Below are 23,293 nucleotides of genomic sequence, written 5' to 3' on the forward strand. Positions count from 1 at the left end.
ATCAGGACTGTGGATTGGAATTCGGAGACATCAGCGAGCGACTGCGAAAGCGCGGCACGAGCGCACCCAGGACGAACACGCGTCCCATGTACACGAGGAGGCCGCGCTCGTTGAGCGCAGGGTCGACGCGCGCACGGTAGTGCTCGCGGTGCAGCCGTGAAAGCGCCGACCAGTGCACCTTCGAGTTCTCGTGATGCGCCGTGTGCAGGCCAATGTTGAACAGGAGCGGATTGATCAGTCCTTCGAAGTTGCGCGCGTAATCGAGCGAAGCACCTTCCGGGCGCGGCCGGCCGTCCGCATGCGCATGCTGAAGGTAGTTGGTGGCCAGCAGCCAGTGCAGGCCATGCAACTGCGGCAGGATGACAAACAGCACTGCCTTCTGCCAATCGAGCGCCAGCAGCGCGGTCCAGCTGCCGAGCCAAAGCACATACTGCGCCATGCAGTAGCGCCACGCGCCCGGCCAGTGGCGCCGCAGCCGGCCCAGCCAGGCCACGAACACCGGGTAGAGCACGGCCACAGCCTGCAGCGGATGCAGGAGGTAGCCCAGCAGGTGATTGGTGTCGCCACCGAAGCGGTAGGTGCGCGCAGCGTCCTTCGGCCCGTGCCGGTGGCGATGGTGATTGGCCACGTGCGCCGGCCAGAACACGAAGGTCGGATGGCCCTGCAGCAGCGTCAGCCAGCAATCGGTGAAGCGGTTCGCCCGGCGGCCGCGCCACAGACGCAGGTGCGCATGGTTGTGATGGATCACGCTGACCCCGAGCGTGAGGAACAGCATCGCGCCATACGGCAGCCAGTGGAAGCCGTGCACCCATTGCCAGGCCGCCAGCGCAGGCAGTGCGGCAAGGTAGGCCAGGCTCTGCCAGTCGCGCCAATGGCGCAGGCGCGGCAGGCGCGCTGGACGATCAGGCCGCGGCGCCACGGTTTCTCTCTTGCTCGCGATACGCGCGCAGCTGCGGCTCGGCCGCGTCGGCCGCGATGCGTGTGCGAAACAGCCGGTCCATGAAGGTGAACTGGAAGCCGTAGTTGCCGCTGTGGCAGGTGTGGTGCAGATGATGCCGGCGGCTGGCGGCGAACCAGTGGTTGTACGAGACCTTCGGAAAGAAGTCGTAGTTCGAATGCCCGACGTTGTTGAAGAACAGGCTGAACAACGGCACCGAGGCCAGCGCCCAGAAGCTGAAGTCGTGCACCAGCATCGGTGGCAGGATCACGTTGCCCAGCAGCAGCGCCTCGAGCGGATGAAAGCTGTAGGTGGCAAAGGGTGTGGTCACGACCGAGCGATGGTGCGGGCCATGGAAGCGCCGCAGGAGCCGGGTGTGCAGCAGACGGTGGTTGAGCCAGAAATGCACGTCGTTCCAGACCGCCAGAGCGAGGATCTCCAGTGCGACCTGCAGTCCGCTCGGGTTCGCATCGAGCCGCGCCCACCCCAGTTGCAGGAATCCCCATGGGAACACCATGCCGATGCCGAAGACCAGCACCGACACGGCCGACTGCGCGAGCTCCCGGCGCAGCTGTCCAGGCGGCACCGGCCGCGGGTCGAGTTCGCGGCCGATGCCCAGCGCGGGCAATAGCCTGCGCGTCAGCAGCCAGTTGGCGGCACCGAAGAGCAGGTAGATGCTGCCGAAGAAGGCCACGCCCCACAGCATGACCTGCAGGACGGACAAGGATTGGAAGGTGGCGGCCACGCGCGAGGCTACAGGAGCATTTCCGGCACGATCGGCGCGATCAGCCTGTTGTAGAAGCGCTGGAAGAAGGTCGCCTCCGGCTCGGAGGTGAGGACCATCTCCTTCTCGCCGTCGGTGGTGAGCCACTCGACGGCGCCGGTGTCCTTGGCCAGGCGCAGGCGGTAGGAGTTCTGCACCCTGCTGACGTTGATCACGCGCAGCAGCTCGCGCGCGAGCTGCGGACTGTCGATCAGCACCCCCATCTCCGTGTTCTGGGTGGCCGAGCGCGGGTCCAGGTTGGCCGAGCCGATGAGGAGGCGGGTGCGGTCGATGGCCGCGGTCTTGGCGTGCAGGCGTCCCAGCGAAGTGCCGAAGGAGCCGAAGCGCTTGCTCGCGGTGGTGCGTTCGGGGCTCAGCTCATAAAGGTCGGCGCCCGATCTCAGCAGCCGTTGCCGATAGCGCACATAGCCCGTGTGGACCAGCGGCTCGTCGTTGGCGGCCAGCGAGTTGGTCAAGAGCACAACCTTGACCTTGCGCTGGGCCAGGTCCTCGAAGGCCGCCATGCCCTTGTCGCCCGGCACCAGATAGGGCGAGGTCATCTGCACCTCGTTCTTGGCGCCCAGCAGGATGGTCCACATGCGCATCGTGACGCTGGTGGCCAGGGCTTCGTCGGCTGTCATGGTGGTGGGCTTGGTGGGCGGATCCGCCACCGCATTGGCCCAGCCCCACAGCAGGCCCATGCGGCCGCCGTCGAGCTCTTCGGCGATCGGCCCGTAGCCGAGGATGTCGGCGGGCGGCAGCACGATCTTGGGCGGCGGCGCGGCCATGCCGACCCAGGCGTCGAAGTCCTCCACGCCCGGCGTTCGGCCGCCCTCACCGCGCACGATGTCCTCGATCGGCCAGACCTGCTCGCTGTTCCAGTAGGCATCGAAGATGGATTCGAGCTGCGGCAGCACCTTGCCCACCACCACCGCGTCCATGTCGATGAAGTTCTGCGCCTCGCTGAGCACGAAGTACTCGTCGGCGATGTTGCGCCCGCCCACCACCGCCATCACGCCGTCGGCGATGAAGAGCTTGTTGTGCATGCGGTGGTTGAGCCGGTAGATCTCGTGCGGCGAGGCGACGAAACGCGAAAGGAAACCGTCGCGGCCGCAGCAGAAGGGATTGAAGAGCCGCACGTCGACGTTGGGTGTCTGCGAAAGCGCCAGCAGCAGGTACTGGCTCTTGGCCGTGTAGAGGTCGTCCACCAGCACGCGCACCTTGACGCCGCGCGCCGCGGCCTCGCGCAGCGAGCGCATCAACAGCCGGCCGACGGCATCGTTCTCGAGCTGGTAGTACTGCACCACCAGCGAGCGCTCGGCGCGCTGTGCGAGCTGGATGCGTGCATCGAGCGAGTACACGCCGAGCGGCATCAGGCGAAAACCGGAATGTTCGTCCGGCGGCGTGGATGCGGCGACGATCTTGGCCAGCGTGGTCGTCGGATCTGCCGGCGCCGAATGCTCCGCAGGCCGCTCCCTGGCCGGCGGCAGCGAGCCGCAGGCGCCGAGCCCGGCGGCCAGCGCGCACAGCAGCGCGATGCGCAGCAGATGGACCAGTGCGTTCATGATCTTTCCCCTCTTTGTCTGTTATTAATACGGCAGCGCACGCCTGCCGGTTTCACCTCTGCCGCGCAACGCGTCCGGGTTCTAGAATTCGCCATGCCCCCTCCCGGAGTTACATCATGACCCGATGGATTCTCGCGCGTATCGCCGCATCTGCGCTCGCAAGCCTCGCACTTTCTCCAGCCTTCGCCGCTCTCGACATCGGCGACCCGGTGCCCAAGTTCACGGCCACTGCGGCGCTGGGCGGCAAGACCTTCCGCTACTCGCTGGCCGACGCACTGGCCAAAGGGCCGGTGGTGGTTTATTTCTTCCCGGCGGCCGGCACCACGGACTGCAACATCGAGGCGCACGCTTTCGCCGAGGCGATTGGCCAGTTCGAGGCGGTGGGCGCCACGGTGATCGGCGTCTCGGCCGACGACGTCGACACGTTGAAGGACTTCTCGGTCAAACAGTGCCAGAGCAAATTCCCGGTCGCCTCCGACCAGTCCAAGACGGTGATCCAGGGTTTCGATGCGCTGATGCAGACGCGCCCGGATTTCGCCAACCGGCTTTCCTACGTGATCTCGCCGAACGGCACCGTGGCCTACTACTACCAGAACCTCAATCCCGACAAGCACGTGGAGCGCATGCTCAATGCCCTGAAGGCGCTGCCGAAGTCGACCGCCAGCCGCTAGCGGGTGCTCCGGGCGGCGGCCGGCCGCTTTCGCGCACAATTTCGGCCATGCAACTCCATTACATCGGCAACCAAAACATCGCTTCCTCCTCCGGCCGCACCCTGCCGGTGATCGACCCCTCCGACGGCCAGACCTTCGACGAACTGCAGCGCGGCAATGCAGCCGACATCGATGCCGCCGTGCGCGCCGGGCGTCATTGCTTCGATACCCACTGGCACAAGAAGAGCGCGGCCGACCGCGGCCGGCTGCTCTACCTGCTCTCCCAGAGAATCGCCGCGCACGCCGACGAACTGGCGCTCATCGAACAACGCGATTGCGGCAAGCCGGTCAAGCAGGCGCGTGCCGATGCCCTGGCGCTGGTGCGCTACTTCGAGTTCTACGCCGGCGCCTGCGACAAGCTGCACGGCGAGACCATCCCCTATCAGGAGGGCTACAGCGTCTTCACCTGGCGCGAACCGCACGGCGTCACCGGCCACATCATTCCGTGGAACTACCCGATGCAGATCTTCGGCCGCAGCGTCGGCGGCGCGCTGGCCGCAGGCAACGTCTGCGTGGTCAAGCCCTCGGAAGACGCCTGCCTGTCGCTGATCCGCGTCGCGCAACTCGCGGCGGAGGTCGGTTTCCCGCCTGGCGCGATCAACATCGTGACCGGCTACGGCCACGAGGTCGGTGATGCGCTGGCGCGCCACGAGGGCATCGACCACATCAGCTTCACCGGCAGCCCGAAAGTGGGCACGCTGATCCAGCAGGTCGCGGCCGAGCGCCACTGCCCGGTCACGCTCGAGCTCGGCGGCAAGAGCCCGCAGATCATCTTTGCCGACGCCGACCTGGGCGCGGCCATTCCGGTGCTGATCAACGCGATCGTGCAGAACGCCGGCCAGACCTGCTCGGCCGGTTCGCGCGTGCTGATCGAGCGAGAGATCTACGAGCCGCTGCTCGAGCGGCTCGGCCATGCCTTCGAGGCGCTGCGCGTCGGCCCCGCCGCGATGGACCTCGACGTCGGCCCGCTGATCCGCCAGACGCAGCAGCAGCGCGTCTGGGACTTTCTGTCCGATGCCCAGCACGCCGGCATTCCGATGGTGGCGCAGGGCGTGGTGGTCGACGAGGCGCCGGAAACCGGCTTCTACCAGGCGCCGACCCTGCTGCGCGACGTGCCGGTCGGCCACCGCCTGGCGCAAGAAGAAGTCTTCGGTCCGGTGCTGGCCGCGATGGCGTTCAGCGACGAGGACGAGGCCGTGGCGCTCGCCAACGCCACGCAGTTCGGCCTGGTCGCCGGCATCTGGACTGAGAACGGCGCGCGCCAGTTCCGCATGGCCAAGCGCGTGAAGAGCGGCCAGGTGTTCATCAACAACTATGGCGCGGGCGGCGGTGTCGAACTGCCCTTCGGCGGCGTCAAGTCCTCGGGCTATGGCCGCGAGAAGGGCTTCGAAGCGCTCTACGGCTTCACCACGCTGAAGACCGTCGCCGTGCGCCACGGCTGATCATCATCAGCCAAGGGCAGTGTCCAGCAGCATCATCAGCACGAAGCCCACCATCAACCCGCCCGTCGCAAAGGCCTCGTGGCCCTTGCGGTGGGACTCGGGAATGATCTCGTGGCTGATCACGAACAGCATCGCGCCGGCGGCAAAACCCAATCCCCAGGGTAGCAAGGCTGCCGACCCGCTCACGATCGCCGCGCCGAGCACGGCACCCACCGGCTCGACGAGGCCGGACGCCATGCCGAGCCCGACCGCGAAAGGCCGCCGGTAGCCCGCGGCGAGCAGCGCCACCGCAACCACCAGGCCTTCGGGCACGTCCTGGATCGCGATGCCGGTCGCCAGCGCGCTGCCGCGCAGCGCATCCCCGCCTGCGAAGCCGACGCCGATCGCCAGGCCTTCGGGCAGGTTGTGCAGCGCAATTGCGAACACGAACAACCAGGTGCGGCGGAGCACGCGTGCGTTGTGCCCCTCCACGCCCTTGATGAAATGCTCGTGCGGCAGCACGCGGTCCAGCACCAGCAGCGCGAGCGCGCCGAGCAGGATCGCGCCGCCGACGATGCCGCCGGCACCCCACGCATCCGCACCCGCGGCGCGCGCGGCGGCAATGCCGGGGATGATCAACGAGAAGGCGCTGGCCGCGAGCATCACGCCAGCGCCGAAACCGAACAGCGTGTCCTGCGCGCGATCCGACAGACGCTGCGAAAACAGGATGGGCAAGGTGCCCAGCGCGGTCGCGAGCGCGGCCACCGAGCCGCCGGTCAAGGCCTGCAGCACCACCGGGCGACTGGCCACGAACTGCCAGAACTGCGCACCCAGCACCAGCACGCCGGCCAGCACGATCGAGATTCCGACCAACTGCCGCAGCGGCAGCACGGGGCGCTTGGCGGCGCTGGCAAGGGATGAGCTGTTGTGCATGAGCAAATGATAATAATTCTCATCTGGTTCATGCTTCAGGAATTTCAATCCCGGCGATAGAGCGCCGCCGGCGAGGAGGTGCCTACACTTGCGCGTTCCTATTTCCCCGGAGACATACCGAATGCGCGTCAAGGACAAATCCATCATCGTGACCGGCGCCGGCGGCGGCATCGGCGAAGGCATCGCAAAGCGGCTGGCGGCCGAAGGCGCGCAGGTCGTCGTCAACGACATCAATGCCGCACTCGGCGAACAGGTGGTCGAAGCCATCCTGCGCGCCGGCGGCCGGGCCTCTTTCTTCGCCGCCGACGTCACCAAGTCGGCCGAAGTCAAGGCGCTGGTCGAGGCCGCGGTCCAGCGCCACGGCAAGCTCGACGTGATGGTCAACAACGCTGGCTGGACGCACCGCAACCGCCCGGCGCTCGAAGTGAGCGAGGACGAGTTCGACCGCTGCTACGCGGTCAATGTAAAGAGCATCTACCTGTCGACCGTGCATGCCGTGCCGGCGTTACGCGCCAACGGCGGCGGCTCCTTCATCAACATCGCCTCCACCGCCGGCGTGCGGCCGCGTCCGGGCCTCACCTGGTACAACGGCTCGAAAGGCGCGGTCATCACCACCAGCAAGTCGCTCGCCGCCGAATTCGGCCCCGACAACATCCGCGTGAACTGCATCAACCCGGTGTTCAACCCCGACACCGGCCTGGCCGCCGAGTTCGCCGGCGGGCCGATCACCGAGGAGCGCAAGGCCAAGTTCCGCGCCACCATCCCGCTCGGCCGCTTCTCGACCGCGCTCGACGTGGCCAATGCGGCGCTCTACCTGGCCAGCGACGAGGCGTCCTTCATCAGCGGCGTCTGCATCGAGGTCGACGGCGCGCGCTGCGTCTAGGGAAAAGGCGGCGCAGACCGCCCGAACGAATCCCATCCACAACGAGGAGACAAGAATGATGAAGCCATTCAAGCGCTGCCTGCGCCACATCGCGGCCGGCCTCTTCTTCGCGGGGCCGCTGCTGGCCGCCGCGCAATCGCTGCCGACCACCAGCCCCGAGCGCGTCGGGCTCTCCAGCGAGCGCCTGCAGATGCTCACCGACGTGCTCAAAGCAGACGTGGCGGCCAACAAGATTCCCGGCGCCGTATTGCTGGTGGCGCGGGGCGGCAAGGTCGCCTGGTTCGAGCCCATCGGCCGGCTCGACCCGGCCGCCGGCACCCCGATGCCGCGCGACGGCATCTTCCGCATCTACTCGATGAGCAAGCCCATCACGACGGTCGCCGCGATGATGCTGGTCGAAGACGGGCGCATGAAGCTCGACGACCCGGTCGCGATGTACCTGCCCGAGTTCGCCAACATGACGGTCGGCGTCGAGAAGCCGGGCAGCGACGGCAAGCCGGTGCTCGAGACCGTGCCGGCACGCCGGCCGATCACGGTGTACGACCTGATGCGCCACACCTCGGGCCTGACCTACGGCTTCTTCGGGCCCGGGCTGGTCAAGCAGGCCTACAACGCGGCCAACCTGCATGCCGGCGATCCGAGCAATGCGGAGTTCTCGCAGCGTCTGGCCAAGCTGCCGCTGGCCTATCAGCCCGGCACCACCTGGGACTACAGCTACTCGACCGACATCCTGGGCCGCGTGGTCGAGGTGGTGTCGGGCCAGACGCTCTACCAGTTCGAAAAAGCCCGCCTGCTCGATCCGCTCGGCATGAAGGACACCAGCTTCTACGTGAGCGATGCGCCGCGCCAGCAGCGCATCGCGGAACCGTTGGCGAGCGACCGCAGCTTCGGCGTCGGCGCCGAGTTCAGCGACCCGCGCGTCGTGCAGAAGGCCGAATCGGGCGGCGGCGGCATGGTGTCGACAGCAGCCGACTACGCGCGCTTCCTGCAGATGCTGCTGAACGGCGGCACGCTCGACGGCAAGCGCTATCTGGGCCCGCGCACGCTGGGCCTCATGGTGTCGGACCATGCCAACGGCGGCGCCGGCATCGCGCCCGGGCCGCTCTACCTGCCGGGTTCGGGCTACGGCTTCGGCCTGGGCTTCGCGGTGCGCCGCAGCGACGGCGAAGCACCCTACCCGGCCGCCGCCGGCGAGTTCAACTGGGGCGGCGCCGGCGGCACCTACATGTGGGTGGACCCCGAGAACCAGATGTTCGTGGTGCTCATGCTGCAATCGCCCAAGCACCGGGTGCACTACCGCAGCCTGCTGCGCAACATGATCTACGCCGCCGTGGTCAAGTAGCCTTGAAAAGGCGTCCGGCCGGGCTATGCGTTAAATTGCCCTTCCCATGAAGAACCACGTCGTCCACGTCTCCGAGATCGGCCGCGCCCGCCGCGTGGCGGCACCGGAGCGCGCCGTGCCGGCCACCGGCGTGCTGCTCGACCGCCTTTCGCGCCCGCTCACCGACCTGCGCATCAGCGTCACCGACCGCTGCAACTTCCGCTGCAGCTACTGCATGCCGAAGGAAGTGTTCGACAAGGACTACCAGTACCTGCCCCACAGCGCCCTCCTGAGCTTCGAGGAGATCACGCGGCTGGCCCGCATCTTCGCGACGCATGGCGTGCACAAGATCCGGCTCACCGGCGGCGAGCCGCTGCTGCGCAAGAACCTGGAGGTGCTGGTCGAGCAACTGGCCGCCATTCGCACCCCGCAGGGCGCGCCGCTGGACCTCACGCTGACCACCAACGGCTCGCTGCTGGCGCGCAAGGCCGAAGCGCTGAAAGCCGCCGGCCTCAATCGCGTGACCGTGAGCCTCGACGGCCTCGACGACGCGGTGTTCCGCAGCATGAACGACGTCGACTTTCCGGTGGCCCAGGTGCTCGCGGGCATCGATGCGGCCCACGCCGCGGGCCTCGGCCCGATCAAGGTCAACATGGTCGTCAAGCGCGGCACCAACGAGCAGGAGATCCTGCCGATGGCGCGCCGCTTCCGCGGCACCGGCGTGGTGCTGCGCTTCATCGAATACATGGACGTCGGCGCCACCAACGGCTGGCGCATGGACGAGGTGCTGCCCTCGGCCGAGGTGGTGGCGCGCATTGCCGAGGAATTCCCGCTCGCGCCGCTCGAAGCCAGCGCGCCCGGCGAAACCGCGCAGCGCTGGGCCTACCGCGACGGCGGCGGCGAGATCGGCGTGATCAGCAGCGTGACCCAGGCCTTCTGCCACGACTGCAGCCGCGCGCGCCTGTCGACCGAAGGCAAGCTCTACCTGTGCCTGTTCGCCAGCAGCGGGCACGACCTGCGCCCGCTCCTGCGCGGCGATGCCGACGATGCGCAAATCGCCTCCGCCATCGGCCACATCTGGCAAGGGCGCACCGACCGCTACTCCGAACTGCGCGCATTGCGCGGGCCCGACACCGATGCGGCCGCGCCGCGCCGCGTCGAGATGAGCTACATCGGCGGATGAGCGCGCCCACCGCCATTGCCGCCAGCGAGATCACCGGCCTCGTGCTCGCCGGCGGGCGCGGCTCGCGCATGGGCGGCGTCGACAAGGGCCTGCAGAACTTCAACGGCACGCCGCTCGCGATGCATGCGCTGATGCGCCTCGGCATGCAGGTCGGCGAGTTGATGATCAATGCCAACCGCAACCTGTCGGCCTACGAATCCTTCGGCGCACCGGTCTGGCCCGACGGCCTGGCCGACTACGCCGGGCCGCTGGCCGGCTTCCTGACCGGGCTGGAACGCTGCGAAACGCCCTATCTGCTGACCGTGCCCTGCGACACACCGCTGTTTCCGCTCGACCTGGCGAGCCGATTGGGCGAGGCCTTGCTGGCCGACCAGGCCGAGATCGCCATGGTGAGCGCGCCCGAAATGGCCGCCGAGTCCGATGGTGCATCGGCGCTGCGCCCGCAGCCCGTGTTCTGCCTGCTGCGCGCCACGCTGCTCGAAAGCCTGGTGCGCTTCACCCAGGACGGCGGCCGCAAGATCGACAAGTGGACCGCGCAGCACCGAACGGTGCTGGTGCCCTTCGACCGGCCCGGCGACGCGCCCGACGCGTTCTTCAACGCCAACACCTTGACCGAGCTGCACGCGCTCGAAAACCGATGAGCCGCATCGCCGAGATCGCCGCTGCCCTGGCCGGCTACGACCCGAAAGCCCTGGGCGTCGATGCGGTGCAGGCCTTCCTGGCTCGCCTCGCCGAACCGGCCGTCGTCACGCAGAGCGAGCGCATCGCACTGCGCGACGCGCTCGGCCGGGTGCTGGCCGAGGACATCATCTCGCCCGTCAGCGTGCCGCCGCACGACAACTCGGCGATGGACGGCTTCGCCTTCGACGGCGCGCTGCTCCATGCCGACGCATCGAGCGATGCCTCGGTGAAGCTGCGCGTGGTCGGCACGGCGCTGGCCGGCGCCGCCTGGCGCGGCACGCTCGGCCTGGGCGACGCCGTCAAGATCATGACCGGCGCCATGATGCCCGCGGGCCTCGACACCGTGATCCCGCAGGAGTTCTGTTTCGTCGAGGGCGACCAGGTCCGCTTCCCGGCCAAGGTGCTGCGCCGCGGCGACAACCGCCGCCTGGCCGGCGAGGATCTGATGCAGGGCCAGGCCGCATTGCAACGCGGCGAGCGCCTCTCGCCCGCTGCGCTCGGCATGGTCGCCAGCCTCGGATTGCCGATGGTGCCGGTGCTGCGGCGCCTGCGCGTGGCCTACTTCTCCACCGGCGACGAGATCCTGAGCTTGGGCGAGCTGCCGCGCGAAGGCGCGGTCTACGACAGCAACCGCTACACCGTGTTCGGCCTGCTCACGCGGCTGGGTTGCGAAGTGATCGACCTGGGCCTGGTGCGCGACGATCCCGCGGCGCTGGCCGACACGCTGCGCCGCGCCGCGCGCGAGGCCGACGCGATCATCACCAGCGGCGGCGTCAGCGTCGGCGAGGCCGACCACACGCGCGCCGTGATGCAGCAGCTGGGCGACATGGCCTTCTGGCGCGTCGCGATGCGGCCCGGCCGGCCGATGGCGGTGGGTCTGATCCCCAAGCAAGGCGAAGCCGAGGGCACGGCCGTGCTGTTCGGCCTACCGGGCAATCCGGTTGCCGTGATGGTCACCTTCCTCGCCTTCGTGCGTCCGGCCCTGCTGCGGATGATGGGCTGCCACGCTGCGGGCTGCGCGCCGCCGCCCATGCTGCGCGCCAGGAGCGTGGCCGCGATCCGCAAGAAACCGGGCCGCACCGAGTACCAGCGCGGCCGGGTGGAGGCGGTGCCGGGATCGCTGCCCGAGGTCCGCATCGCCGGCAACCAGGGCTCGGGCGTGCTCAGCTCGATGGTCGAAGCCAACGGCCTGGTGGTGCTGCACCATGAGCAAGGCAGCGTGGCCGCGGGCGACGCGGTCGACGTGATGATGTTCGACGGCGTGGGCTAGTCCGCGCGGGAGATGCGCATGCTCGCAGCGCGAATCGAATTGATGCAGCAGATGCCGATCTTCGGCGCCATCGGCGCGGACGCCATCGAATTCCTGCTGGAGCCCGCGCCCGTGATCCGGGTCGCCGCCGGCGACTTCTTCTGCCGCGAGGGCGATCTGGCCGACGGCATGTACGTGCTCGAAAGCGGCCGCGTGACGATCTCGAAAAGCTGGCAGGGCCGTCAGCTGCTGCTGCGCCGCCTCGGCCAGGGCGACTGCTTCGGCGAGATGGCGCTCCTCGATCTGTTCCCTCGCAGCGCCTCGGTGCGCGCCGACGAGGACTGCAGCGCGATCCGGATCACGTCGGACAATCTGCTGCGCCTGTTCGAGCACGATGCGGAGCAATTCGCGTTGATCCAGATGAACATCGGCCGCGAGCTCAGCCGTCGCCTGCGCATCACCGACGAGCTGCTGTTCCGGGCGCGGATGGGCGAAGCACTGGACGAGCCCGAGCGCATCAACACCCTGCCCGGCCCTCTCTAGATCCGCCCCAGTGCCCGCTCCACGCCCTTGTTGGCCAGCATGTCGGCGCGCTCGTTGCCCGGGTCGCCCGAGTGCCCCTTGACCCAGCGCCACTCGATCTGGTGGCCGCCCTCCGCCACCAGCTTGTCCAACTCCTGCCAGAGTTCGACGTTCTTCACCGGCTGGTTGGTCGAGGTGCGCCAGCCCTTGGCCTTCCAGCCGCGGATCCATTCGGTGATGCCCATGCGCACATACTGGCTGTCGAGGTAGAGCACGACCTTGCAGGGGCGCTTGAGCGCGCGCAGGCCTTCGATCACGGCCTTGAGTTCCATGCGGTTGTTGGTGGTGTTGAGCTCGCCGCCGAAGAGTTCCTTCTCGGTAGCACCCGACTTGAGCCATGCGCCCCAGCCGCCGGGACCGGGATTGCCCTTGCAGGCGCCGTCGGTGTAGATCTGTACTTCGTTCAAAAAAAGACTTCCTCGTTGTGATCGGTGACTGCGTCGCGATGCACCTTGCCCGCGATCGGCACCGGCGCGCTGGCGCGCTGGGCCGCGCGCCGCCAGTCGGCGCTCAAGACCCGCATGCCGCGCACCCGCTTGACCGCGACCAGAAAATAGACCGCGCCGAAGATCGGCCACCAGCGCTCGCCGGCCGTGTCGAACCAGCGGCAGCGCTCCAGCCAGGCCTCGCTGCGCACCGCCGGGCGGTAGATGCCGAAGTTGCCCGACTCGACCTCGAAGCTCAGCAAGCGCAGCCAGTCGCGCATGCGCCGATAGCCGATGAAGTCGCCGGACTCGGGCAGGAACAGCTCGCCGAAGCCGAGGCGCCGGTAAAGATGCGCGCGGCGCTGCCGCATGCCCCAGAGGCTGGCCGGATTGAGACCGCAGATGACGACGCGGCCTTCGGGCACCAGCACGCGCTCGACCTCGCGCAGCGTCGCATGAGGATCGTGGCTGAGTTCGAGCGCATGCGGCAACACGACCAGATCGAGGCTGTTGGCCGAAAAAGGCAGCGCCGTGAAGTCGGTGACCAGCGCGCTCTGCGCCGCCAGCGCGGGATCGTCCAGCGCCAGCCAGCGATGCGGCATGCGGTTGGCGCGCAGCCCGGCGACCTCGGCCAGCCCCAGCTGCAGCGCGTGGTAGCCGAACACATCGGCCACGGCCTGGTCGAACTGGGCCTGCTCCCAGGCCAGCAGGTAGCGGCCGGGGGCGGTCGCGAACCAATCATGCAAACCTATAATTTGACCGCTCATGACCCTCGTTCCGCTGCCCGCCTTCGCCGACAACTACATCTGGATGCTGCAGGACGGTCGCAACGCGATCGTGGTGGACCCGGGGGATGCCGCGCCGGTGTTCGAAGCACTGGCGCGCGGCAATCTGCAGCTGGCCGCGATTCTAGTCACGCACCACCACCCCGATCACACCGGCGGCGTCGCAGCGCTGCACGCGGCCACCGGCGCGCAGGTCTTCGGTCCGGCGCGCGAGACGATTCCCGAGCCCTTCACGCGACTCTCGCAAGGCGACGGTGCCGAGGTGCTGTGCCTTCGCTTCGAAGTGATCGACATCCCGGGCCACACCGCCGGCCACATCGCCTTCTTCCTGCCGGCCGATGCGCACAACGCAGTCGCCGGCGAGCTCGCGCCCTTGCTCTTCTGCGGCGACACGCTGTTCTCCGCCGGCTGCGGCCGCCTGTTCGAAGGCACGGCCGCGCAGATGCTGGCCTCGCTCGACGCGCTGGCCGCGCTGCCCGGCAACACCCGCGTGTGCTGCGGCCACGAATACACACTTGCTAACCTTCGATTCGCGCAGACCGTGGAACCCGGCAACGCCGATCTGACTCAGTACACCGCGCATTGCGAGGCATTGCGCGCACGCGGTGAACCGACGCTGCCCTCGCAGCTCGCCACCGAGCGCCTGGTCAATCCCTTTCTTCGCAGCCGCGAAGCCACTGTCCTCCGAGCGGTCCACGCTCATGCCGGCCTCTCCGCGCAAGCCGCGGAAGCCGACGTGTTCGCCGCACTGCGCCAATGGAAAAACGACTTCCGATGAAATTTATCGTTGCTGCCTGCCTCGCAGGCTCCCTGTTTCTCGCAGGCTGCGCGAGCACCACCGGCACGAGTTCCTCCTCTTCCGCTTCCCCTGCCTCGCCCACTGCTTCCAGCGCCCCCGCGGCGGCGCCGGTTTATCCCGGCGGACCGCTCACGCCCATCACCTCGGGCGACACCAAGTCGCGCTCCGTCGTCACGCTCTCGCCGCCGGCCGACATGTGGGAACGTATCCGCCGCGGCTTCAAGATGCCGGACCTGCAGGGTGACCTGGTCACGGACCGCGAGCAGTGGTATGCGACCCGGCCCGACTACATGCAGCGCATGACCGAGCGCTCGAGCCGCTACATCTTCCACATCGTCGAAGAGCTGGAACGCCGCGACATGCCGACCGAGCTCGCGCTGCTGCCCTACATCGAAAGCGCCTTCAACCCGCAAGCGATCTCCAGCGCCAAGGCTGCAGGCATGTGGCAGTTCATGCCCGCCACCGGCACCGACTTCGACCTGAAGCAGAACATCTTCCGCGACGACCGGCGCGACGTGCTCGCCTCCACCCGTGCGGCGCTCGACTACCTGCAGAAGCTCTACGGCATGTTCGGCGACTGGCATCTGGCGCTCGCGGCCTACAACTGGGGCGAAGGCAGCGTCGGCCGCGCCATCGCCAAGAACAAGCGCGCCGGCCTGCCCACCGGCTACACCGACCTGTCGATGCCGGCCGAGACCCGGCTCTACGTGCCGAAGCTGCAGGCGGTCAAGAACATCGTCGCCAACCCGGAGCGCTTCAACGCCGACCTGCCGCTGATCGCCAACCACCCTTACTTCCAGACCGTCACGCTCAAGCGCGACCTCGATGTGGCCCTGGCGGCCAAGCTCGCCGACGTGAAGATCGAGGACTTCCGCGCGCTCAACCCCTCCGCGCACAAGCCGTTGCTGCTGGCCGCCGGCACGCCGGAGATCCTGCTGCCCTGGGACAACGCCGCCGTGTTCCAGCGCAACTTCGAGGCCTACACCCAGGGGCAGTACGCGAGCTGGACCGCCTGGACCGTGCCCTCGACGATGACGGTGGCCGATGCCGCCCAGCGCGCCGGCATGAGCGAGTCCGACCTGCGCGCGATCAACAGCGTGCCGCCGCGCATGCTCATCAAGGCCGGCTCGACGCTGATCGTGCCGCGCGGCGCGCGCGTCCAGGAAGACGTCAATGCAGCGGTGGCCGACACCGGCCACCTGAGCTTCCAGCCCGAGATCGTCACGCGCCGCACGCTCGTGAAGGCCGGACGCAGCGACAGCGTCGCAAGCATCGCGCGCCGCTACCGCCTCAGCCCGGCCAGCGTCGCCGAATGGAACGACGTGAAGACCAGCCACGCCTTCCAGCGCGGCGTCCAGGTCGTGGTCTACCTGCCGGTGAAGGCCGCGGCCGCCGAACGCGTGGGCCGGGGCGCCCGCTCCAGCACGGTGATCGTGACCAGCAAACGCGGCGGCGGCGTGGTCAAGACCAGTGCCGGCAAGGCCGCGCCCGCGGCGAAGACGGCTTCTTCGCCCAAGATCGTGCGCGAGAAGCGCGGCGGCGCGCCTTCGAAGAAGAAGCGCTGAGTCAGAGCTTCTCGGTCTCGCCGCTGCGCGGCTGCCATTTCATGAGGCGCGTTTCGATGATGCCGACGATACCGTCGAGCGCCAGCGCGAACGCCGTCAACACCACGATGCCGGCGAAGACGGTGTTGACGTCGAAAGTGCCTTCGGCCTGCAGGATCAGGTAGCCGACGCCGCGCGCCGAACCCAGGTACTCGCCCACCACCGCACCGACGAAAGCCAGCCCCACCGAGGTGTGCAGGCTTGAGAACACCCAGCTGGTCGCGCTCGGCAGGTACACCGTGCGCAGCAGCTGCCGCTGGTTGGCGCCCAGCATGCGCGCGTTGGCCAGCACCACCGGGCTCACTTCGCGCACGCCCTGGTAGACGTTGAAGAACACGATGAAGAACACCAGCGTGACCGCGAGCGCCACCTTGCTCCAGATGCCCAGGCCGAACCACAGCGCGAAGATCGGCGCCAGGATCACGCGCGGCATCGAGTTCGCGGCCTTGATGTAGGGGTCGAGGATCAGGCTTGCGGTCGGCGCCAGCGCCAGCCAGAGCCCGCAGGCCAGCCCCAGCAGCGTGCCGATACCGAAGGCCAGCACGGTCTCGAGCAGCGTGGTGCCGAGGTGCCGGTAGATGTCGGCATTGCCCGGCAGCCCGTCGGGAAACAGCAGGTTCGGCGGCACGGCGAAAGGCAGGAACCAGCTCCACACCCGGCCCGCGACCTTGATCGGTTCGCCGAGGAAGAAAGCGAACTGCTGGTCGCGCGAGAGCAGGTGCCATAGCAGCAGCAGCACGATCAGCAGCGCCATCTGCCAGAAGCGCGCATTGCCTTCATGGGGCCTGAAACTCATTCAGGCCGCCTTCCTCAGTTGCTGCGCATAGCCCTTGAGCACCTCGTGGCGCAGCACGTTCCAGATCTGCGTGTGCAGTTCGACGAAGCGCGGATGGGTGCGCACCTCGGCCACGTCGCGCGGGCGCGGAAGGTCGATCGCGAACTCGCCGATCGGGTGCGTGGCCGGCCCGGCCGAGAGCACCACCACGCGGTCGCTCATCGCGATCGCTTCATCGAGGTCGTGGGTGATGAAGAGCACCGCTTTTCGTCCTTGTGGGCCCCCGGGCGCTTCGCGCCCACCCCCCGAGGGGGTGAGCACCGGCCTTGGGGTGGCCCGGCGCCCGGCGCTCGGGGCGGCCCAGAGCTCGAGCACCTCGTTCTCCATCAGCTGCCGCGTCTGGACGTCGAGCGCGCTGAAGGGTTCGTCCATCAGGATGATGTCCGGGTCCAGCGCCAGCACCTGCGCGAGCGCCGTGCGCTTGCGCATGCCGCCGGAGAGCTGGTGCGGATAGAGATCGCCGAAGCCGGTGAGGCCGACCCGAGTGAGCCATTGCTCGGCCTGCGCCCTCGCCTCCGCATCCGGCACGCCGCGGTACTGCAGGCCCACCATCACGTTGGCGAGCGTGCTGCGCCACGGCATGAGCGCCTCGGTCTGGAACATGTAGCCGGCCCGCGCATTGATGCCCGCGAGCGGCTGGCCGAACACCTTGATCGTGCCCGAGGACGGTTCGAGCAGGCCCGCACCGACGTTGAGCAAGGTCGACTTGCCGCAACCCGTGGGACCGACCACCGAGACGAACTCGCCCTCACGGACGCGCAGCGTCGTGCCGGCGACAGCGGTGTAGCGCTGGCCGTGCTCGTCCTTCGAGCGGAAGGTGCAGCTGATGTCGAGGAGTTCGAGCGCGTAGCTGGACATGGGGTGGAAACAAAAAAACCCGGCCGAAGCCGGGTTGCAGAACGTTCGGGTCAGGCTTTGAACCTGTCCTTCGCGCGCCGCGCAAAATCGTTGGTGTATGTCTTCGCGAGGTCGATCTTGTCGGCCTTCACGGTCGGGTCGAAGCTTGCGATGGCACCGAGCGCGGTCTTCGGCCCCTCGGCCGGTATCAGTCCGTCTATGGCGATGGCCTCGCGCACCTTGTCGAACGACGCCAAGTACAGCGCGCGATCGCCGAGCAGGTAGGTTTCGGGCACGGTCTTGATGATGTCGCCCGGCCCCGCGGTCTGCAGCCACTTGAGCCCGTGCACGATGGCATTGGCGAGCGCCTGGCAGGTGTTGGGATGCTTCTGGATGAATTCCGTCGGCGCATAGAGGCAGCCGGCCGGCATCGGGCCGCCGAAGACCTCCTGCGTTCCCTTCAGCGTGCGCGTGTCGCTGATGATCTTCACGTCGCCCTTCTGTTCGAGCATCGTCATCACCGGGTCGGTGTTGCTGATGGCGTCGATCTGGCCGGAGCGCAGCGCCGTCAGCGCGCCGGCCGCGACGCCCACGCCGATGAAGCTCACGTCGCTGGCCTTCAGACCGCCGCGCGACAGCACGAGGTTGGCCACCATGTTGGTGGACGAGCCAGGCGCCGAGACACCGATCTTCTTGCCCTTGAGGTCGGCGATGGTCATGTAGTTCGCCATGTTCTTGGTCGACACGCCGATCGCGATCTGCGGCGCGCGGCCCTGCAGCACGAAGGACTGGAAGAACTGGTTCTTCGCCTGCAGGTTGATGGTGTGTTCGTAGGCACCCGAGCACACATCGGCCGAGCCGCCCACCACCGCCTGCAGCGCACGCGCGCCGCCGGCGAAGTCGGAGATCTCGACATCGAGGCCTTCGGCCTTGAAGTAGCCGAGCTGTTCGGAGATGGTGAGCGGGAGGTAGTAGAAGGCGGCCTTGCCGCCGACGGCGATGGAGATCTTCGACTTTTCCAGCTTGGCCTGCGCGTGGACCAGCGGCGTCGCGATGGAGGCAGCACCCAGAGTGGCGGCGGCGGTGAAAGTACGGCGATTGAGCATGAAGTGAACCCGCGGCCTTTTGGTTTCTTTCGGAATCGAATCGAGCTTAGGGGCGCCCCCCAGCGCCTGCATCGGGAACATCCCCGTGCGGGTTTTCACGTAAACACGAAGCCGCTAGCGGCCGGCGAACACGATCGCGATGTTGGCCAGAAACGCGAGTGCCCAGACCGCACTGCGCGCCGTACCGATGCCTGCGATGTAGAGCGCGATATAGGCAATGCGCAGCATCACATAGGCGATAGCCAGCAGGTCCAACTGCGCCTGCGCCGCACCGAGTTGATGGGCGATGATCACCGCGCCGATGAAAAAGGGAAGGCCCTCGAAGCTGTTGGACTGCGCGCCCATGGCGCGCGCGCGCCAGCCGCTCTGGCGCGCGGCCCATTCGCGCGGCGTCTCGTTGTCGCGCCGCCTGAAGCTCCCGATCTTGGCGATGTAGGCCGCGGCATAGGGCAAGGCCACCGCGACCAGCAAGCACCAGTACGCCAGCGTCAACGAGGGTGGGTTCATCTCCTGTCGACCAGCGCGTGGGCGATGGTGCCGAGGTCGACGTACTCGAGTTCGCTGCCGGCCGGCACGCCGCGCGCGAGCCTCGTCACCGTCAGGCCGCGTTGCCTGAGCTCTTCGCCGATCACGTGCGCCGTGGCCTCGCCCTCGGCGGTGAAGTTGGTGGCGAGGATCACCTCGCTCACCGTGCCGTCGAGCGCGCGCTCGAACAGCCGCGCCAGGCCGATGTCCTTCGGCCCGATACCGTCGAGCGGACTGAGCTTGCCCATCAGCACGAAGTAATAGCCGCGAAACGCGCCCGTGCGCTCGAGTGCGGCCTGGTCGGCCGGCGTCTCCACCACGCACAGCTTGCTGGCATCGCGGCGCGAGTCGAGGCACACGCTGCAGACCGGCGCCTCGGTGAAGGTGTTGCAGCGTTCGCAATGACGCACATGGGTGGCCGCCTGCTGCAGGGCGCGCGCGAGCAGTTGCGTGCCCTCGCGGTCGTGCTGCAGCATGTGAAAGGCCATGCGCGAGGCCGACTTGGCGCCGACGCCGGGCAGGCGGCGCAACGCTTCGACCAGCGCCTCGAGCGAACTGGAATCGGCCATTCAGTCCTAGAAGGGCAGCTTCATGCCGGGGGGCAGGCCCGGCATGCCGGCCGTTAGCTTGCCCATCTTCTGCTCGCTGGTCTCCTCGGCCTTGCGGACCGCGGCATTGAAGGCCGCGGCCACCAGGTCTTCGAGCATGTCCTTGTCGTCGGCCAGCAGGCTCGGGTCGATGGTGATGCGCTTGACGTCGTGCTTGCAGGTCATCACGACCTTCACCAGCCCTGCGCCCGATTCGCCCTCGACCTCGATGGTGGCCAGTTCTTCCTGCGCCTTCTTGAGGTTGTCCTGCATTGCCTGCGCCTGCTTCATGAGGCCGGCCAGTTGTCCTTTGTTGAACATTGTTGGTCCTGTCGAAAGTTGGATGAAAAAAAGAAAGCTTCAGGCGGGCTTGAGCGTACCCGGGACGATTCTCGCGTCCCAGTCGCGCATCATCGACTGAATCTCGGGGTCGTTGCGGATCGCTTCCTCGGCCACGCGCTGGCGCTCGTCGGCCGCCTGCTTGTTGCGGCGTGCGGGGCTGTCGACCACAGCGCCGATCTCGATCGCGATTTTCACGCTGTGACCCAGCGCCGCGAGCGCAGCCTGCAGCTTCTCCCGGCTGCTCGTTTGGTTGAGCGATTCGCGCTCGACGCGCAGCAGCCACTGGTCGACATCGCGCGCCACCAGCTGCGACTGCAGCGCGAGTTCGCGCGCAAGCGCGGTGATCGCCTCGGCCGCGACCATCTGCGTCACGGTCGCATGCCAGAAGTCGCCCTCCTCGCTGGGCACGATCGGCGCCGATTCGCTTTCGCGCGGTGCTTCGCGTGCGCCGGGCGGCGGCTGCACCCGCACCTGCATGGCCATGACCTTCGCCGCAGGTGCCGGATCGGCAGCGGCCGCCGGCCTGGAGGCAGCCGTTGCAGAGAGCGAGGGTTCGTCCCGCACCGGCAGCCGCTGGCCGGGCGGCGCGACAGGGCCGGCAGTCGCCACGACCGCAGCCACCGCAGGGCGTACCGCCTCGACGGGCGGCGCGCGAGGCGCGGGCGCCGCGGCGCGCGGCGCTTCATTCAGAGTTTTTTTTTCCGCGCCGGCCGCGCCGGTGGGCTTGAAGGCCAGGAGCCGCAGCAACACCATCGTGAGCGCTGCGTACTCATCGGGCGCCAGGCCCAGTTCGCCGCGGCCGTGCAGGCAGAGGCTGTAGAGCAGCTGCGTTTCGTCGGCGGGCATCAATGCCGCCAGGCGCGCGGTCTCGGCCGCGTCGGGATCCGTCGCATCGTTGCTTTCTGCGCGCGAAGGCACGGCCTGCAGCACGGCCATGGCCTGCAGCACGGCGGTCATTTCTTCGAGCGTGGACGCGGCCGACATGCCGTCGCGGCGCAGCGCCTCGGCGGTGTCGACCACCGTCTTGCCGTCGCCCTGCGCCAGCGCCTCGATCAGGCGGAACACGTGGCCGCGGTCGACGCTGCCAAGCATCTGGCGCACGCCGGTCTCCAGCAGTTCGCCGTTGCCGAAAGCGATGGCCTGATCGGTCAGCGAAAGCGCGTCGCGCATCGAGCCGCGGGCGGCGCGCGCGATCAGGCGCAGCGCATGCGGTTCGGCCGGCACGGTCTCGGTCTGCAGCACGCGCGTGAGATGCTCGAACACGGTTTCGGGCGCCATCGGCCGCAGGTTGAACTGCAGGCAGCGCGACAGCACGGTGACCGGCACCTTCTGCGGGTCGGTGGTGGCCAGCACGAACTTGAGGTATTCCGGCGGCTCTTCCAGCGTTTTCAGCATCGCGTTGAACGCATGGCCGGTGAGCATGTGCACCTCGTCGATCATGAAGACCTTGAAGCGTCCCTGCACCGGCTTGTAGACCGCCTGCTCCAGCAGGGCCTGGACCTCGTCGACGCCCCGGTTCGAGGCCGCGTCGAGCTCGGTGTAGTCGACGAAGCGGCCGGTGTCGATGTCCTTGCAGGCCTGGCATACGCCGCAGGGCGTGGCGGTGATGCCACCCTGCCCGTCCGGGCCCTGGCAGTTGAGCGATTTGGCCAGGATGCGCGAAACGGTGGTCTTGCCGACGCCGCGAGTGCCGGTGAACAAATAGGCGTGGTGCAGCCGCTGCGAGGTCAGCGCGTTTTCGAGCGCCTGAACGACATGTTCCTGGCCCACCATCTCGCTGAAAGTCTTGGGGCGGTGTTTGCGAGCGAGCACGAGATAGGCCATCGACGCATTTTAGGGGCCCCACCGGAGGCCAACGCCCGACCAGGCATAGGCCTTTTTACTTATAGATTTTCGCGGTTCCGCGCATAGCATGAAACGGCCCTTCGAGGAGACCGACATGCACACTGCGACCCACAAGGCCGCGCGCACTGCCGCGGCCAGGAAAGCACAGTCCGGCGATGCCGGGCTTCGCCGCTACTGCGTCCAGCCGGTGCAGGCGCCGCGGCAGTTCGACAGCAGCGTCTCCGCGGGCCGCGCCTCCGCCATCATCGCTTCGAGCAAGAAATGGGTGAACGGCACGCAACTCACCTACTACTGTTTCAAACGCGGCGACGCAGTGCCCGCCGCATGGCAGGGCAGCAACGAGGACACGGGGGTGGTCGAAGAGTCCTTCGAGGCCTGGGCCAAGCTTGGCATCGGCATCGCCTTTCGGCGCGTCGAGGCGCCGGAAGACGCGACGGTGCGCATCGGCTTCGATGCGCAGGACGGCTCCTGGTCCTACGTCGGCCGCGATGTGCTCGGCATTCGCGACCCGCTGCAGCGCACGATGAATTTCGGCTGGCCGCTCACCACCCCCTATGGCCAGGACACGGCGCTGCACGAAATCGGCCACACGCTCGGTCTCGAGCATGAACATCAGAACCCCCATGCCGGCATCACCTGGAACCGCCAGGCAGTGATCGACTATTTCCAGGGCCCGCCGAACTTCTGGCAGGAGTCGCAGATCGAGTGGAACATCCTGCGCAAGATCCCGCAGGCCGAGGTCAAGGGCACGACCTGGGATCCGGACTCGGTCATGGAATACCAGTTCGAGCCCGGGCTCATCGATGCGCCGGCGCAGTACCAGGCCGGGCTCGTGCCCAAGGGCGGCTTGTCCTATGACGACAAGGCCTGGGTGGTGGAGACCTACCCCGGCGTCAGGGCCCCGGCGGTGTCGGCACTCAAGGTCGGGCTCTCGCAACTGCTCAAACTCAAGGCCGGCGAAACCCGCAACTTCGAACTCGTACCGACTCGCACGCGCACCTACAGCATCGGCACCTTCGGCACCTCCGACACGGTGCTGGTGCTGTTCGAGGTCACGCCGGCCGGCAACGTGCAGATCGCCGGCAACGACGACAGCGGCACCGACCTCAATGCGCGCGTCAGCATGCGCCTGCAGAAGGGCCGCCACTACCTGGTCGGCGTGCGTCTCTACTACGCCGACGCAGCGCTCGAGACTTCGCTGATGGTTTGGTGATTCATGGGGGTAACGGGCCCTGGCCTACAATCCTCGGTTGACGGGCCTCCCCGCATGGTGAAGTGGCCAACCGGGTCAGGTGGGGAACCAAGCAGCCCTAACTGCGTAGTCAGTGCCGGGGGTAAGGCTCGTCAACCTCACATCCAAGGAAACCGCATCGCC

Annotated in this window: 24 protein-coding genes and 1 other RNA gene; 12 read left to right on the plus strand and 13 right to left on the minus strand. The window is 67.8% G+C overall.

Annotation, left to right across the window (positions count from 1 at the left end):
* Position 1 precedes the first annotated feature (1 nt).
* Genes ACSQ86_RS15560 through ACSQ86_RS15570 form a run of 3 tightly spaced genes read right to left on the minus strand, consistent with a single transcriptional unit; the run spans position 2 to position 3,265 of the window.
* Positions 2 to 919 carry a fatty acid desaturase gene (locus ACSQ86_RS15560; RefSeq protein ID WP_436304223.1) on the minus strand — a complete coding sequence of 306 codons (918 nt, stop codon included), beginning with the start codon at positions 917 to 919 and terminating at the stop codon, positions 2 to 4.
* Complete coding sequence (locus tag ACSQ86_RS15565) at positions 903 to 1,643, minus strand: sterol desaturase family protein (protein ID WP_436310271.1); 741 nt, start codon at positions 1,641 to 1,643, stop codon at positions 903 to 905. The genes ACSQ86_RS15560 and ACSQ86_RS15565 overlap by 17 nt, the downstream gene beginning before the upstream one ends.
* A 47-nt stretch (positions 1,644 to 1,690) precedes the next feature.
* Entirely contained in the window at positions 1,691 to 3,265 is a 1,575-nt protein-coding gene (locus ACSQ86_RS15570) for a phospholipase D family protein (RefSeq protein ID WP_436309087.1), read from the minus strand.
* Positions 3,266 to 3,381: 116 nt separating this feature from the next.
* Here ACSQ86_RS15570 and ACSQ86_RS15575 point away from each other — a divergent pair, with 116 nt between their 5' ends.
* Positions 3,382 to 3,936 carry a peroxiredoxin gene (locus ACSQ86_RS15575; RefSeq protein ID WP_436304225.1) on the plus strand — a complete coding sequence of 185 codons (555 nt, stop codon included), beginning with the start codon at positions 3,382 to 3,384 and terminating at the stop codon, positions 3,934 to 3,936.
* 47 nt (positions 3,937 to 3,983) lie between these two features.
* Positions 3,984 to 5,417: an aldehyde dehydrogenase family protein gene (locus tag ACSQ86_RS15580; RefSeq protein WP_436309088.1), complete on the plus strand. Its 1,434-nt coding sequence runs from the start codon at positions 3,984 to 3,986 to the stop codon at positions 5,415 to 5,417.
* 6 nt (positions 5,418 to 5,423) lie between these two features.
* On the opposite strand, the gene ACSQ86_RS15585 is transcribed toward ACSQ86_RS15580, so the two are convergent.
* Positions 5,424 to 6,329 (minus strand): ZIP family metal transporter, encoded by a 906-nt coding sequence (locus tag ACSQ86_RS15585; protein WP_436309089.1) that lies wholly within the window; start codon positions 6,327 to 6,329, stop codon positions 5,424 to 5,426.
* A 121-nt stretch (positions 6,330 to 6,450) separates the two neighbouring features.
* On the opposite strand from ACSQ86_RS15585, the gene ACSQ86_RS15590 reads away from it, so the two are divergent.
* From ACSQ86_RS15590 to ACSQ86_RS15615, 6 genes are read left to right on the plus strand one after another with little or no spacing between them, the layout of a single operon-like run.
* The gene (locus ACSQ86_RS15590; RefSeq protein WP_093108856.1) at positions 6,451 to 7,212 is read left to right on the plus strand and encodes an SDR family oxidoreductase; all 762 of its coding nucleotides are present in this window, start codon (positions 6,451 to 6,453) and stop codon (positions 7,210 to 7,212) included.
* Positions 7,213 to 7,270: 58 nt separating this feature from the next.
* Positions 7,271 to 8,554, plus strand: coding sequence for a serine hydrolase domain-containing protein (locus tag ACSQ86_RS15595; RefSeq protein ID WP_436290541.1), 1,284 nt, complete (start codon positions 7,271 to 7,273; stop codon positions 8,552 to 8,554).
* A gap of 46 nt (positions 8,555 to 8,600) precedes the next feature.
* Positions 8,601 to 9,716, plus strand: a complete 1,116-nt coding sequence (gene moaA, locus ACSQ86_RS15600) for a GTP 3',8-cyclase MoaA (RefSeq protein WP_436309090.1) — start codon at positions 8,601 to 8,603, stop codon at positions 9,714 to 9,716.
* Positions 9,713 to 10,357, plus strand: coding sequence for a molybdenum cofactor guanylyltransferase MobA (gene mobA, locus ACSQ86_RS15605; RefSeq protein ID WP_436309091.1), 645 nt, complete (start codon positions 9,713 to 9,715; stop codon positions 10,355 to 10,357). The genes moaA and mobA overlap by 4 nt, the downstream gene beginning before the upstream one ends.
* Positions 10,354 to 11,667: a molybdopterin molybdotransferase MoeA gene (gene moeA / locus ACSQ86_RS15610; RefSeq protein WP_436290212.1), complete on the plus strand. Its 1,314-nt coding sequence runs from the start codon at positions 10,354 to 10,356 to the stop codon at positions 11,665 to 11,667. The genes mobA and moeA overlap by 4 nt, the downstream gene beginning before the upstream one ends.
* A gap of 51 nt (positions 11,668 to 11,718) precedes the next feature.
* Complete coding sequence (locus ACSQ86_RS15615) at positions 11,719 to 12,189, plus strand: Crp/Fnr family transcriptional regulator (RefSeq protein ID WP_436309092.1); 471 nt, start codon at positions 11,719 to 11,721, stop codon at positions 12,187 to 12,189.
* Here ACSQ86_RS15615 and rnhA read toward each other — a convergent pair.
* Together rnhA and ACSQ86_RS15625 are read right to left on the minus strand one after the other, a co-directional pair.
* Complete coding sequence (gene rnhA, locus ACSQ86_RS15620; RefSeq protein ID WP_436290210.1) at positions 12,186 to 12,635, minus strand: ribonuclease HI; 450 nt, start codon at positions 12,633 to 12,635, stop codon at positions 12,186 to 12,188. The genes ACSQ86_RS15615 and rnhA overlap by 4 nt on opposite strands.
* A complete protein-coding gene (locus ACSQ86_RS15625) occupies positions 12,632 to 13,420 on the minus strand; it encodes a class I SAM-dependent methyltransferase (RefSeq protein ID WP_244503932.1) in 789 nt (262 codons plus the stop codon). The genes rnhA and ACSQ86_RS15625 overlap by 4 nt, the downstream gene beginning before the upstream one ends.
* On the opposite strand from ACSQ86_RS15625, the gene gloB reads away from it, so the two are divergent.
* Both gloB and ACSQ86_RS15635 read left to right on the plus strand, forming a co-directional pair.
* Complete coding sequence (gene gloB / locus ACSQ86_RS15630; RefSeq protein WP_436309093.1) at positions 13,419 to 14,216, plus strand: hydroxyacylglutathione hydrolase; 798 nt, start codon at positions 13,419 to 13,421, stop codon at positions 14,214 to 14,216. The two genes, ACSQ86_RS15625 and gloB, sit on opposite strands and share 2 nt — an antisense overlap.
* Complete coding sequence (locus ACSQ86_RS15635; RefSeq protein WP_436309094.1) at positions 14,213 to 15,802, plus strand: transglycosylase SLT domain-containing protein; 1,590 nt, start codon at positions 14,213 to 14,215, stop codon at positions 15,800 to 15,802. Before gloB ends, ACSQ86_RS15635 begins: the two co-directional genes overlap by 4 nt.
* Before the next feature lies 1 nt (position 15,803).
* On the opposite strand, the gene ACSQ86_RS15640 is transcribed toward ACSQ86_RS15635, so the two are convergent.
* The 7 genes from ACSQ86_RS15640 to dnaX all read right to left on the minus strand — a co-directional run bounded on the left by ACSQ86_RS15640 (position 15,804) and on the right by dnaX (position 21,897).
* The gene (locus tag ACSQ86_RS15640) at positions 15,804 to 16,637 is read right to left on the minus strand and encodes an ABC transporter permease (RefSeq protein WP_093108864.1); all 834 of its coding nucleotides are present in this window, start codon (positions 16,635 to 16,637) and stop codon (positions 15,804 to 15,806) included.
* Positions 16,638 to 17,534 (minus strand): ABC transporter ATP-binding protein, encoded by an 897-nt coding sequence (locus ACSQ86_RS15645; RefSeq protein ID WP_436309095.1) that lies wholly within the window; start codon positions 17,532 to 17,534, stop codon positions 16,638 to 16,640.
* Positions 17,535 to 17,584: 50 nt separating this feature from the next.
* A complete protein-coding gene (locus ACSQ86_RS15650; protein ID WP_436304233.1) occupies positions 17,585 to 18,619 on the minus strand; it encodes an ABC transporter substrate-binding protein in 1,035 nt (344 codons plus the stop codon).
* Positions 18,620 to 18,733: 114 nt separating this feature from the next.
* Complete coding sequence (locus tag ACSQ86_RS15655; protein WP_093108867.1) at positions 18,734 to 19,126, minus strand: MAPEG family protein; 393 nt, start codon at positions 19,124 to 19,126, stop codon at positions 18,734 to 18,736.
* On the minus strand, positions 19,123 to 19,713 hold the full coding sequence (recR, locus tag ACSQ86_RS15660; RefSeq protein WP_436309096.1) for a recombination mediator RecR: 591 nt from the start codon (positions 19,711 to 19,713) through the stop codon (positions 19,123 to 19,125). The genes ACSQ86_RS15655 and recR overlap by 4 nt, the downstream gene beginning before the upstream one ends.
* Positions 19,714 to 19,719: 6 nt before the next feature.
* Positions 19,720 to 20,052 (minus strand): YbaB/EbfC family nucleoid-associated protein, encoded by a 333-nt coding sequence (locus tag ACSQ86_RS15665; protein WP_012747441.1) that lies wholly within the window; start codon positions 20,050 to 20,052, stop codon positions 19,720 to 19,722.
* Positions 20,053 to 20,091: 39 nt separating this feature from the next.
* A complete protein-coding gene (gene dnaX, locus ACSQ86_RS15670; protein WP_436304235.1) occupies positions 20,092 to 21,897 on the minus strand; it encodes a DNA polymerase III subunit gamma/tau in 1,806 nt (601 codons plus the stop codon).
* A gap of 115 nt (positions 21,898 to 22,012) precedes the next feature.
* Between dnaX and ACSQ86_RS15675 the strand changes: the two genes are divergently transcribed.
* Entirely contained in the window at positions 22,013 to 23,131 is a 1,119-nt protein-coding gene (locus tag ACSQ86_RS15675; RefSeq protein WP_436304236.1) for a M12 family metallopeptidase, read from the plus strand.
* Positions 23,132 to 23,170: 39 nt separating this feature from the next.
* Positions 23,171 to 23,267: signal recognition particle sRNA small type (gene ffs, locus ACSQ86_RS15680), an RNA gene on the plus strand.
* Positions 23,268 to 23,293: the final 26 nt, after the last annotated feature.

This window comes from Variovorax sp. LjRoot130 (assembly GCF_964253755.1).
Taxonomy (GTDB): domain Bacteria; phylum Pseudomonadota; class Gammaproteobacteria; order Burkholderiales; family Burkholderiaceae_C; genus Variovorax.